The sequence below is a fragment of the Kitasatospora sp. NPDC015120 genome (genome assembly GCF_043080305.1).
Lineage (GTDB): Bacteria > Actinomycetota > Actinomycetes > Streptomycetales > Streptomycetaceae > Kitasatospora.
Genome location: NZ_JBIBVJ010000020.1, coordinates 100,064 through 112,332, shown reverse-complemented (window position 1 = coordinate 112,332; position 12,269 = coordinate 100,064). Strand labels below are relative to the sequence as shown.

Annotated in this window: 11 protein-coding genes; 6 read left to right on the top strand and 5 right to left on the bottom strand. The window is 77.3% G+C overall.

Annotation, left to right across the window (positions count from 1 at the left end; translation table 11 throughout):
- Positions 1-299: 299 nt before the first annotated feature.
- Positions 300-2,459 (bottom strand): restriction endonuclease, encoded by a 2,160-nt coding sequence (locus ACF1AK_RS30450; RefSeq protein WP_391502065.1) that lies wholly within the window; start codon positions 2,457-2,459, stop codon positions 300-302.
- Between the two features lie 557 nt (positions 2,460-3,016).
- Between ACF1AK_RS30450 and ACF1AK_RS30445 the strand changes: the two genes are divergently transcribed.
- From ACF1AK_RS30445 to ACF1AK_RS30435, 3 genes are all read left to right on the top strand, one after another.
- Positions 3,017-4,396 (top strand): rhodanese-like domain-containing protein, encoded by a 1,380-nt coding sequence (locus ACF1AK_RS30445; protein WP_391502064.1) that lies wholly within the window; start codon positions 3,017-3,019, stop codon positions 4,394-4,396.
- A gap of 175 nt (positions 4,397-4,571) precedes the next feature.
- Positions 4,572-5,327, top strand: coding sequence for a sulfite exporter TauE/SafE family protein (locus ACF1AK_RS30440; RefSeq protein WP_391502063.1), 756 nt, complete (start codon positions 4,572-4,574; stop codon positions 5,325-5,327).
- Between the two features lie 40 nt (positions 5,328-5,367).
- Positions 5,368-5,955, top strand: coding sequence for a rhodanese-like domain-containing protein (locus ACF1AK_RS30435; RefSeq protein ID WP_391502062.1), 588 nt, complete (start codon positions 5,368-5,370; stop codon positions 5,953-5,955).
- 601 nt (positions 5,956-6,556) lie between these two features.
- Here the strand turns inward: ACF1AK_RS30435 and ACF1AK_RS30430 are convergent.
- Entirely contained in the window at positions 6,557-7,414 is an 858-nt protein-coding gene (locus ACF1AK_RS30430) for an alpha/beta fold hydrolase (RefSeq protein WP_391502061.1), read from the bottom strand.
- An 82-nt stretch (positions 7,415-7,496) separates the two neighbouring features.
- Entirely contained in the window at positions 7,497-8,219 is a 723-nt protein-coding gene (locus tag ACF1AK_RS30425; protein ID WP_391502060.1) for an alpha/beta fold hydrolase, read from the bottom strand.
- Positions 8,220-8,354: 135 nt separating this feature from the next.
- Between ACF1AK_RS30425 and ACF1AK_RS30420 the strand changes: the two genes are divergently transcribed.
- The 3 genes from ACF1AK_RS30420 (at position 8,355) to ACF1AK_RS30410 (ending at position 10,549) form a co-directional block, all read left to right on the top strand.
- A complete protein-coding gene (locus tag ACF1AK_RS30420; protein WP_391502059.1) occupies positions 8,355-8,579 on the top strand; it encodes a hypothetical protein in 225 nt (74 codons plus the stop codon).
- Between the two features lie 7 nt (positions 8,580-8,586).
- Positions 8,587-9,501, top strand: a complete 915-nt coding sequence (locus tag ACF1AK_RS30415; RefSeq protein WP_391502058.1) for a DUF2797 domain-containing protein — start codon at positions 8,587-8,589, stop codon at positions 9,499-9,501.
- Positions 9,502-9,616: 115 nt separating this feature from the next.
- Positions 9,617-10,549, top strand: coding sequence for an alpha/beta fold hydrolase (locus ACF1AK_RS30410; protein WP_391502057.1), 933 nt, complete (start codon positions 9,617-9,619; stop codon positions 10,547-10,549).
- Positions 10,550-10,561: 12 nt separating this feature from the next.
- Here ACF1AK_RS30410 and ACF1AK_RS30405 read toward each other — a convergent pair whose 3' ends face one another.
- Together ACF1AK_RS30405 and ACF1AK_RS30400 are read right to left on the bottom strand one after the other, a co-directional pair.
- Positions 10,562-10,864: a hypothetical protein gene (locus ACF1AK_RS30405; protein ID WP_391502056.1), complete on the bottom strand. Its 303-nt coding sequence runs from the start codon at positions 10,862-10,864 to the stop codon at positions 10,562-10,564.
- A gap of 329 nt (positions 10,865-11,193) precedes the next feature.
- Complete coding sequence (locus tag ACF1AK_RS30400; protein ID WP_391502055.1) at positions 11,194-12,195, bottom strand: formylglycine-generating enzyme family protein; 1,002 nt, start codon at positions 12,193-12,195, stop codon at positions 11,194-11,196.
- Positions 12,196-12,269 lie beyond the last annotated feature (74 nt).

The window sequence follows — 12,269 nt, the reverse complement described above, 5'->3', positions numbered from 1 at the left end:
GTCGAGGGCGACGACGCGGGTCTCCCCCTCCCCGTAGACCTTGTTCAGGCCGGTGGCGCGGGCGGCCGCCCGGCCGGTGCGGACGGCGGTTGCGGGCATCGTCACGGGGAGACTCCTGAAGGTGGGGAACGGAAATCGGAAGATCGTCTTCCCTTCCATTCTCCCCACCGGCTCCTGTCCGGTTTGTCGCTCCCGGGTACACGGGCCCCCCGCCGACCCGGCGGTCCGGCGGGGGGCCGTCTCCTCCTCAGGGGGGACGCCCGACCCTGAGATCAGTGCTGCGGCGGCGACGACGGCGGCTACTCGACCGCGACGCCCCAGCGCACCGCGAGCCCGGCGAGACCGTCCTCCACCGGCGTCCCGCCCGGCGTGAACCGCCAGACGCCGCCGCGCCGCCGGAAGGACCCGAGGACCATCGCGCTCTGCGACACCCCGGCGGTGCGCGCCTCCCACTCGGCGGGACCGTCGGCGTCCGGGCCGAACACGCCGGTCAGCGCCAGCCCGTGCACATAGCCGAGCGGCAGCACCGGCGGCTCCTCCTCCTCGGTGGACACGGCCACCACCACCTCGTCCACGCCCGGCGCCAGCCGGCCCGGCTCCAGGGTGAGGTCGGCGCGGCGGACCGGTTCGCCCGGCACCGAGCGGGTGGGGTGCAGCCGGACCGCGCCCTGAGGGTCCTGCGGGTTGTTGAAGAACACGAAGTGCTCGTCGTCCAGCACCCGGCCGCCGGCGCACAGGAAGGCCGAGACGTCCAGCTCGACCGGGTCGCCGCCGGCCGTGCGGCTGCGCCACGACAGCGCCAGGGTGGTCGTCGCGGGCGCGGGCGCGGGCGCGGTCCGGGCGGGCCCCGCCCCCGCCGCCGGCCCACCGGCGCCGTTCGTCCGCTCGCCCAACCGCCCGCGCAGCCCCTGCTCCGCCAGCAGCTCCACCAGCTCGGGCCCGCTCACCAGGGTCAGCGGCTTGTTGCGGATGTACTCGTAGGAGCCCGGCCCGAAGCCCGCGGTGGTCACCAGGATGCCCTTGATCGCGCCGTGGTGGCGCACCGTCGAGTCCAGGTCGCGCACCGCGGTGGGGGAGACCGTCGAACGGTAGCGCTTGGCCTGGATGACGATCCGTCCGCCGGTCACCGGATCGAGGTCCTCGGCGACCACGTCCACCCCGGCGTCGCCGCTGCGCGCCGTCGTCATCACCCGGAAGCCGCGCAGCCGGAACAGCTCGGCGATCAGCTCCTCGAACTCGATCGGGTCCATCGCGAAGAGGTCCGGGTCGTCCTCGCCGCCCTGCCCCGCCACGCTGCCGCCGACCGTCTCCGGCAGCCGGTCCGGGCGCACCTCGTCCAGCCGCTCGGGGCGTGCCGACAGCACCCCGCCCAGGCCCTGGAAGCACTCCACCGCCGCCACCCGGTCCAGCGCCAGCCCGGCGAACTCGCCCCGGTCGACCGTCACCGTGGTGAGGAACCGCTCCGCCTCCCGGCCGGTCGCCGGGTCGATGCCGCGGACGAAGCCGTTCAGCACCACCGAGGCCAGCAGCCCGTCCCCGTCCGCCCGGTAGAGCTCGGTCACCACCCGCAGCGCCGTCTGCGCCAGCACCTCCCGGTACAGCGCCTTGCGTTCGGTCGCCGGGCGGGCCACCTCGGCCTCCCGGTCGTCCGACTTCACGTACCGCACCCGGGCCGTCGCCGGGACCACATCGGCGCCCGGCAGCTCCCAGTTCACCACCAGCTGGCGGCTGGACGCCTCCCAGGCCGCCACCAGCCGGTGCGGGAAGCCCTCCGGCCAGCCCGCCGAGGCGTACAGCACGGCGGTGAAGTACTCCTGCACCGCCTCCGCCTCGCCGGCCCGCAGCCGGCGCAGCAACTCCTCCGTCCGGGTGGCCCGTTGCTCGTCCTCCCGGCGGCAGCGGGCCACCCACTCCAGGTACTGCCCGTGGTACTCGGCCAGCCGCCGCTGCCGGTCGGCCTCCGCCGCCTGCGCCGCGTACCAGTCCTGCTCGAAGCGCGCCCGGGCCTGCGCCACGTACTGCTCGTACTGCCGCCACACCCCGGGGTTGCGGGCCTGCACCGGGTCCGGCGGCGGCACCTGGTAGCGGGACTGGTCCGGCATCGGCACCGGCTCGCCGAGGCGTCCCGGCTCGAAGGGCGGCACCGGGCGCGGGGCCAGCAGGCTCTGCGCCCGGAACGCCGCCCCGCCCAGCCCGGCCGCCAGCAGGCCACGCAACTCCTCCACCCGGGCGTCCAGTTCGGCCGTCCGCCGGGCCGCCTCGGCCTCCCGGGCCTGCTGGTACGCCTTCTGCGCCTCGCGCTCGGTGCGGGCCGCGGCCTTCTGCGCCTCGCGCTGCTCCCGCTCCCGCCGCCGCAGCTCGGCGGCCTCGGCGCGCCACCGGGCCTCCTCCCGGCGCTGCTCCTGTCGCTGCGCCTCCGCCCAGACCGCCAGCACCCCGTCGTTCCGCCGCCCCGCCACGTCCACCCCTTCGTTCCACCGCCGGTCCGCCGCGGCGCCCGCCTCCCGGCCGCGCCGCCGCCGCGCCCGCCACAATAGAACGTGCACCGGGGGAGTGCGCAAAGGCCCTGCGACCTGCGGCGTCGGCGCGGGGTGAGGCGGCGTCAGGCCCCGGCGCCGGGCACGCCGGCGCGTCCGGGAAGAGCCGGGCGAGGGTGCGGCGGCAGCGAGGACGGACCCGAGGTCCGCGCCTTCCACCCCCGGGGGCTCGCGGACCCGGCGGGGTTCGTGGCGATGAGCCTGGTGAAGACGCTGGTCCGCCTGCACGACGTCGCCGAGGGGCTCGGGCTTCCCCGGGGCCGCCCGCCGAGGTCGGCCGCGGGGCGGGTCCCGGGGCCGGGCCGGGCGGCGTGGGCGAGCAGGTCACGGGATCGGTGGTGATCGCGCACGGGACCGTGTCCGGACGGCCGGGCTTCGCCCGGCGATGCCCCTGGGGGTATCTCTGCTACAGTCGACAGCAGCGGGAAGATACCCCCGGGGGTAAGACCAAGGGAAAAGGCCCAGAGAAGGAGAGGCACGTGTTCTTCGTCGACACCCTGGAGATCGAGGGCCTCGGCAACCGCAGCTACCTGGCCGGCGGTCCGCACGGAGCGGTCGTCGTCGACCCGCCGCGCGACATCGACCAGGTCATCGCCGCGGCCGCCCGCCGCGGCGTGCGCATCGCCTACGTCGCGGAGACGCACGTCCACAACGACTACGTCACCGGCGGCCTCGAACTCGCCCGGGTCACCGGCGCGCACTACCTCGTCCCCGCCGACGCCGCGGTCTCCTACCGGCGCGTGCTCGTCCACGACGGCGACGAGTTCGACGTCGACCCCGCCGCCGGTCTCACCCTGCGGGCCGTCGCCACCCCCGGCCACACCCCGCACCACACCTCCTACGTGCTCGCCGAGGCGGGCCGCCCGGTCGCCGCGTTCACCGGCGGCTCGCTGCTGATCGGCACCGTCGGCCGCCCCGACCTGGTCGAACCCCGCCTCACCGAGGACCTCGCCCGCGCCCAGCACGCCTCCGCCCACCGGCTCGCCGACGGCCTCGCCGACGACGTGGCCGTGCTGCCCACCCACGGCTTCGGCAGCTTCTGCGCCGCGGGCCGGAGCGCCGGGACGGCCACCACCATCGGCGCCGAGCGGCACCGCAACGAGGCCCTGGTCAAGGACGTCGACACCTTCGTCGCCGATCTGCTCGCCGGGCTCGACGACATCCCCGCCTACTACGCGCACATGGGACCGCTCAACGCCGCCGGCCCCGCCCCGGTCGACCTCACCCCGCCCGCCCCGGCCGACGCCGCCGAGCTCGCCCGCCGCCTCGCCGCCGGCGAGTGGGTCGTCGACCTGCGCGCCCGCACCGCCTTCGCGGCCGGGCACCTCGCGGGATCGTTCAACATCGAGGCCGACGGGCAGCCGGCCACCTACCTCGCGTGGCTGATCCCGTGGGGCAAGCCGGTCACCCTGCTCGCCGGGAGTCCCGAGCAGCTCGCCGCCGCGCAGCGCGAACTCGCCCGGGTCGGCATCGACCGCCCCGGCGCGGGCGTCACCGGCGGTCCGGAGCACTGGCTGCTGCCCGGCGACCGGCCGCGTGCCTTCCGCCGCGCCACCTTCGCGGACCTCGCCGCCGCGCTCGCGGCCGCCGACGGCGGCCCGGCCCCGGTCGTGCTCGACGTGCGCCGCGCCGCCGAACGCGCCGCCGCCCACCTCGACGGCACCCACCACATCCCGCTGCACCAGCTCCACCGCCGCAGCACCGAACTGCCGGACGGGCCCGTCTGGGTCCACTGCGCCGGCGGCATGCGGGCCGCCATCGCCGCCTCCCTGCTGGACGCGGCCGGACGCGAGGTGATCGCCGTCGACGACGCCTTCACGTCCGCCACCGAGGCCGGCCTCACCGTCGTGACCGCCTGACCTCCCCTCCCGGCACCGTCCCCAGCAGGAGCACCACCATGCACCACCATGCCCCACCGGCCCCGATCCCGGCTCTCTGTATACGCACCGTCCCGGTGGCGCCCGACGCACCCGGGGCCCGCGGGCAGGCCGCCGGGGTCCGGGTGCCCGCGGCCGCGCTCCCCGAGGCGGTCCGATGACCACGCTGCTGCTGGCGCTCGCCGCCGGGGCGGTGGTCGGGCTGGTGCTCGGCGGGCTCGGCGGCGGTGGCGGCATCCTCGCCGTCCCCGCGCTGATCTACCTGCTCGGGCTCTCCCCGGCCGAAGCCAGCACCGCCGCCCTGCTGATCGTCCTCGCCACCTCGATCTCCGCGATCGTCGCCCACACCAGGGCCGGCACCATCCGCTGGCGCACCGCCCTCGCCTTCGCCGCCGCCGGGCTGCTGCCCGCCGCCCTCGCCGGCGCGGCCGCCGCCAGGCTGCCGCAGAGCGTGCTGACCGGCGCCTTCGCGCTGGTCGCCGCGCTCGCCGGCGTGCGGATGCTGCGCCCGGCCCGTCCGGCCCCGGCCGACGGACCGGCGTCCGGCGCCCGCCCCGGGCGGGCGGCCGCCTCCGGGGCCGGACTCGGCGCCCTGACCGGCCTGCTCGGCGTCGGCGGCGGTTTCCTGGCCGTGCCGGCCCTGGTCGGCGCGGTCGGGCTGACCATGGAGGCCGCCGTCGGCACCAGCCTCCCGGTGATCGCCGTCAACGCCTCGGCCTCGCTGGTCACCCGGGGCGGCGGCGCGGCCGGACTCGACTGGGCGGTGATCGCCCCGTTCACCGCCGCGGCCGTGCTCGGCGCCTGGGACGGCAAGCGGCTCGCCGCCCGCCTCTCCGGGGCCGTCCTGCAGCGGACCTTCGCGGCGCTGCTGCTCGGCGTCGCCGCCGTGATGGGCGCCGACGCCCTGCTCTGACCCCTTTCCCCTCCCTTTTCCCCTCTCGCAAGGAGACCCCATGGCCACGCTCACCGAGATCACCCCGGCCCAGGCGCACCCGCGCCTCGCCGCGCTCACCGTCGTCGACGTCCGCAGCGCGGGCGAGTACGCCGCCGGACACGTCCCCGGTGCGCTGAACATCCCGCTCGACCAGCTCGACCGTGCCCTCCCGGCGCTGCGCACCGTCGCCGCGCGCGGCGAACTGCTCATCGTCTGCGCCTCGGGCAACCGCTCGGGCCGAGCCTGCGAGTCGCTGGCCGCGGCCGGCATCCCGGCCGCCACCCTGGTCGGCGGCACCAGTGCCTGGGCGGCCGCCGGACACGCGGTCGAGCGCCCCGACGGCGCCCCGGCGCGGGCTCCGTGGGCGATGGACCGGCAGGTTCGCTTCGCGGCCGGCGGCCTGGTCGTGGCGGGCCTGCTCGTCGACCTCGTCCGGCCCGGCACCCGCTGGGTCTCGGCGGCGGTCGGCGCGGGCCTGGTCTTCTCGGCGGCGACCAACACCTGCGCGATGGGCAACCTGCTGTCCCGCCTCCCGTACAACCGCCCCCGCCCCGGCCAGGCCGCCGACCTCGACGCCACCCTCGCCGCCCTCACCGGCGCCCGCTGACCCTCGCCCCCCCTCGCCCGCCCGGGAGCCGACCACCGGCCCCCGGGCGGGCGCCGGGCTGTTCGGCCGACCCCTGCCGGCGGGGGACACCACCGGGGACACCGCCACCGGGTCCTCAGCGGCACCCCCGCCTGCACGGCGCCGGAGTTCTCGGCGGCCTCCCCGACCGTCGCTCCGCCCGTACGCGCTCCGGCGGCGGCCCCGCGCGCGGCCGGCAGGCGTGATCCGGGCGGCCGTCACGAGCCGGGCGCCGCGCTCTGGCCGGCGGTCATCCGGCCGGCGGCGCGGCCCTGGGCCGGGCGGCGGAGGCAGGTGCCACCGGCTGCGGGCGGGCACCGCCCGGCGCGGACGGTGCCCGCCCGGTCCAGGGCCTGGCCGGGGGCGAGTCATCGCCGCGGGGGCGGCCGGGCCGCCCGCCCGCGCGCGCCGGCCGCGCCGGGGGGGGGGGCCCCCCCCCCGCGGCCCCCCCCGGGCGCGGCGGGGGCCCCCCGGGTCCTGGGCGGGGCGGGGGGGGCGCCAGCGCCGCGCCCCCGCCGGGCCGGCCGGCGGACGGGCGACGCCGGCGCGGGGCGCTCGGCACGACGCCCGCCCCGCGCCGGGGTCAGTGGCCGGGGCCGACGGAGCGAACGGCGCTCAGGACCAGGTCGGTGACGGCGCCCGGGTCGCTCACGGACACGGCGTGCGGGGCGCGGACGGTCACGGTACGGGCGCGGGCCCGCGTGGCCATCCACCGCTCGGCGGCCGGCGGGATGTTCCGGTCCTCGGTCGCGACGAGGTACCAGCTGGGGATCGTCTTCCACGCCGCCGCGGTCGCGGGTTCCTGGAGCGCGGCCAGGGTGATCGGCCGCTGTCCCGCGGCCATCACCTGGGCGGTGCGGACGGGGACACCGGCCGCGAACTGCCGGTGGAACGCGTCCCGCCGGATGACCAGTTCGTCGCCCTGGCCGCCGCCGGGCAGCGGGTAGTGCTGGGTGACGGTGGCCTGTCCCAGGGTGCTGCCCGGGAACGTGCCGGTGAGCTGGAGCGCGCTCTCCCCGACCTCGGGGACGAATGCGGCGATGTAGACCAGGGCCTTGACCCGGTCCGCGCCGGCCGCGGCCTGGCTGATGACCGCGCCGCCGTAGGAGTGGCCCACCAGCACGATCGGGCCGGTGAGGCTGTCGAGGACACTGCGGATGTAGGCGGCGTCGCTCGCGAGGCCGCGCAGCGGCAGGGCCGGCGCCAGCACGCGGTGACCCTGCCGCTGCAGGCGCCCGACCACGCCGTTCCAGCTGGAGGCGTCGGCGAAGGCGCCGTGGATCAGGACGACGGTGGGCGCCTGCGGGCGCTCGTGCGGGCCGCGTGGCCGGCCCGCCGCCGCGGCGGCGGGCACGGCGGACGCGACTGCGGCGGTGCCCAGCACGGCGGCGCCGGCCAGCAGGGACGCCGTCACGGTGCGGCGTGAGACGGGGGTGTTCATGGTTCTCCAGTCCGGGAGGGGGAAGAGGCGTGTCCGTCGGCAGGACGGGGCGCGGGGCGGTTGGCGGAGGGGTGTTCCGGCCTCAGGCGCAGGTGGCCCGGACGGCTTCCTCGATGAGGTCGGCGACGCGCTGCGGGTGGGAGAGCATCACCAGGTGGGAGGAGTCGACCTCGACGGTGGTCATGCCGGCCCGCCGGTAGCCGTAGCGCTCGACGTCCGGATTGATGGTGCGGTCCGAGGAGGCCACCAGGCCCCAGGAGGGCTTGGTCCTCCAGGCGGCGGCCGGTGCCGGCTCGGCGAACGCCTGCGCCGCCAGCGGGCGCTGCGAAACGGCCAGCACCTCGGCGAGGCGGGGGTCGACATCGGCGGCGAAGATCGCCGGGAACCGCTCGGGCCGCACCGTCACGTCGGTGCCGGTGCCGCCGCCTTCGAGGGGGAAGGGGGTCTGGACGAGGGCGGTGGAAAGCCCGGAGTCGGGGAAGCGGCCCTGCAGCTCGCCGAGGCTCTCGCCCTCCTCCAGGGCGTAGCCGGCCAGGTAGACCAGTGCCGTGACGTTGTCCTCGGTGCCGGCGACGGTGATGACGGCGCCGCCGTAGGAGTGGCCCACCAGGACGACGGGACCGGGGATCTGCCGCACGAGCGAGGCGATGTAGGCGGCGTCACCGAGCAGGCTCCGGTTGGGAACGGCCGGCGCCACCACGTCCAGGCCCCGGTCGGCGAGCCGGGGTATCACCTGAGCGAAGCCGGACGCGTCGGCGAACGCGCCGTGGACGAGGACGACGGTCGGGCGGGGGGAACGGGACAAGGGAGACTCCCTCTTCAGGACGGGGCCGCTGGGGCGGCACGGTGTTCGGATCCGGACACCGGACCGGTGCGGCGGAGCAGGTCCGGCTGACTGCCGCCGGTACGTCAGGAACGGTAGGGACGGGAAACCGGCGCGTTGGTCCGTCAGCGCCTCGGCAGCAGCCTGCCCGCGCCCACCGACCGCACCGGCCCGCTGCTCGTGCTCAAGCCGCGGCAGCGCTTCCGCGAGGGCACCGGGCTGATCGTCGACGCCACCCGGGCGGCAGGGGCTGGCGCGGACGACCGGCCGGACCCGGGATTTTCCCGGGCGTCGGTGACCGGCGGTAGCCTCGGGGGCTCGGACGGGTGTGCGGCGGGGTGAGGTGCGGGTGAGCGGGTCGGACGGGTGGGTCTCCACGGGGATGGGGTGGCGCGACGGCCGGGCGGTGCTGAGCGCCGTGCACGGGCGGCGGGTGCACGAGCGCGAGGTGCTGCCCGGGGCCGAGGTCGGCTGGCTGCTCGGCGGGCCGCGCCGCTGCACCGGGGCCTGGCTGGAGGGCCGGGACGAGCGCACGCCCTGCCCGCACCACGCCGTGATCGCGCCGGACGGCGCCGCCGTGCAGTGCGCGTCCTGCCAGAGCGTGGACCGGGGGCTGGCGCTGGCCCGGGACCAGATCCTCGACGACGGCCGCACCTACCGGCTCTACCTCGCCTGGTTCGGGGAGGGGCTGCTCAAGGTCGGCCTCACCGCCGAGCAGCGCGGCACCAGCCGGCTGCTCGAACAGGGCGCGCTGGCCTGGACGTTCGCCGCCCGGGGCGCGCTGCCGGCCGTCCGCCGGGCCGAACTGACCGTCGCCGCCTCCGGGCTGGCCCGGGAGCGGTTCAAGAGCCGGGTGAAGGCGGACCACTGGTGGGAGCACGGCGACGCGGACCACCGCCGCGCGCTGCTCACCGACGCGCGGGCCCGGGCGCACGAGCTGCTGCGCGGGCACGGGGTGGAACTGCTGGCGGACCACCCGGTCACCGACCACGTCGCGGTCTTCGGGCTGACCGGGGGTGCCCCCGCCGTCTACCGGGCGGTCGAGGCCCTGGCGGACGGCGCGGTGCTGGCCGGGCGGCTGCGCCCGCCGATCGGCCGGCACCTGCTGCTCGACCAGCCGGACGGCGGCGCGCCGCTGCTGCTGGACACCCGGCTGCTGACCGGCTGGACGCTCGCCCCGGCGGCGGGGCGGCCGTCGGCGGGGCTGGTGCTGAGCGAGCGGGTCCGCCCGGCCGAGCCGGACACCCAGGAGGCGCTGTTCTGACCCGGCGGGCGGCCGATGGCGGTTGCATATAAAAACCAGCGCCCCTAGGCTCGGGCCTGCCTGGTTTCACTTCGCTACCGCCAGCTTCGCCACCGTCCCGCGCGAGAGGCCCGCCATGATCCCCGCCCACGAGACCTTCGACGGCACCTTCCCCTACCGCCCGCACATCAGCACCGCCCCCGGTTTCCCGATGCACTACGCGGACGAGGGCGCCGGCCCGGTCGTTCTGTGCCTGCACGGCGAGCCCACCTGGGGCTACCTCTTCCGCGATCTCGTGCGCCGTCTCGCGCCCACCCACCGGGTCGTCGTCCCCGACCACATGGGCTTCGGCAAGAGCGCCACGCCCGCCGACCGCGACTACCGGCTGCAGGACCACGTCGACAACCTGGAGGCGCTCGTCCTGGACCTCGGGCTGCGGGCGGTCACCCTCGTCGGCCACGACTTCGGCGGGCCGGTCGGCATGGGCCTCGCGGCCCGCAGGCCCGGACTGATCGCCCGGGTGGTCAGCGTCAACGGGCCCACCCCGTTCGGACAGCCCGGCCTCGCCGACGCGCTGGCCGCCAACGCCGCCGACTCCCCGTGGTTCCGCTGGACCGCCCGGGCGCACGCCGACGGCACGCTGGAGGCGGTGCTCGGCGCCCTGGACGTCACCGTGCTCAGCATGCTCAGGCTGAACGGCTTCGAGAACCCCGCCCTCGCCACCGGCACCTGGCTGCGCGCGTACGGCGCGCCGTTCCCCACCCCGGCCGAGAGCGTGGGCGCGATCGGCTGGGTGAAGGGCTTCGCCACCGGCGCGCACCGCTTCGAGGAGCCGGACGCGGCGGCCCGCGCCGCGCTGGCGGCCGTCCCGGCGCTGGCGCTGTGGGGAGCCGCCGACCGGACGCTGAACGCCCGGCACTTCCTGCCGCTGTTCCGGGAGGCCTTCCCGCACGGCCGGGTGGTCGAGCTGCCGGGCGTCGGCCACTACAGCCCGGAGGACGCCCCGGACGCCGTCGCCGGCCACCTCCTGCGCTTCCTCGCGGAGACGGACGGCGCGCTCGGGCGCTGAACCGTACGCCGGTCAGGCGAGCTTGCCGCGCAGCACGCCCGGCCCGGAGCGGCCCCGCCGTGACACCGGGGGCCGCGAGGGTCGGACGTCGGTGCGCGCGGCGCCCGAGTCCTCGGCGGCCGTCCTGGCGCCCGCCGCCCGGGCGGCCGCCAGCGCCACCCGCGCCAGCAGCGGGTCCTCCCGGACCCCGGCCGCGCGCTTGGCCGTCTGGCAGCCCGTGCACCAGATCGGCGAGGCGGGCCCGTCGGGGTACGCCATCGCCTCCGGCGGCAGGTAGTGGCTACCGCACTCGACACACTCGAAGACCAGCCTCATCCGACGATCACCGTTCCGGATCCGTGGCACCGACGGCACGGTGACCAGTAGACGTGGACCCTGGGCACCATGCTCCCTTCCTCGTCCCGTTCGACCGTGGCCTCGGTCTTCTGGGTCCCCCCGGACCCGCCGCATCCGGAGCAGGACTGGACCTCGGGCATATGCACACTCCTTCACGGCGGGGACCACGGTAGCGCGAAACCCGGCCGGTCAGCACCGGACCTGACGAACAGTCGAAGAAGCGGGGCGCGTGTCGCCACCGCGCACGCCGCGTGCGAACGTTCGATGGCGCCCCCCGATGCGCTGCGCGCCCCGTGCGCGCCCCCGGGTCAGCAGGCCACCGTCCGGAAGCCGCAGTTGCCGCTGGTGGAGTCCGGGGTGTTGCCGGTGCGCGCGGCCACCCGGTAGCGGTTGCAGTAGGAGTCGTGGCACAGGTACGAGCCGCCCCGCAGCACCCGCCGGTCCCCGTCGGCGCTCCCGCCCCCGTCGCCCCGGTCCTCGTCGCTCCCGTCCCCGTCGGCCCCGGGCCCGCGCGGGTCGAAGCGCGGCGAGCGGGCGTAGTAGCCGGGGTCGAAGCGGTCGGCGCACCACTCCCAGACGTTCCCGGCCGTGTCCACCAGGCCGAAGCCGTTCGGCGGGTAGGTGCCCACCGGCGCGGTCGCGTACCAGCCGTCCTCACCGGTCGGCAGGTCGGGGAAGCGGCCCTGCCAGATCCGGCAGCGGTGCGCGCCGTCCGGGCGCAGCTCGTTGCCCCAGGGGTAGCGGCGCCCGGCCAGCGCGCCCCGGGCGGCGTACTCCCACTCGGCCTCGGTGGGCAGCCGGCGCCCGGCCCAGCGGCAGTAGGCGAGCGCGTCGCGGTGGCTGACGTGCACCACGGGGTGGTCCTGGAGGTCCCCCGCGTCGCCGAGCGGGCCGTAGGGGTGGCGCCAGTCGGCGCCGCGCACCTCCAGCCACCAGGGCGCGGCGGGGGAGCGGCCGAGCACATCGGCGGGGCCGGCCAGGGCGAACAGGTGGAAGACGGCCGAGGAGCCGGCCCGTTCGGCGTCGGTCAGATGGCCGGTGGCCTCGACGAAGGCGGCGAACCGGGCGGTGGTGACCGGCTCGGTGTCGATGGTGAACGGTGCCAGCTCCACCTCGTGCACGGGTGTCTCGCCGTCCGCCGGATAGCCCTCCCCGAAGGCGTCCCCCATCGCGAACACCCCGCCGGGCAGCGCCGCTTGGGGGTGCGCGGGCCGCCGCGCCGCCGTCCCGGGCGGCGGCAGCGGGACGGGCCCGGCCCCGGCCGGGGCGGACGGCAGGCAGCAGGCGCGGGCGGCGCGGGGTTGACTCATGGGCCCAACCTATAGCACGTTGCACCTAGGTGAGTCTGCACCTGGCAGGCATCCTAGGCACCGGCCGGCGCCGG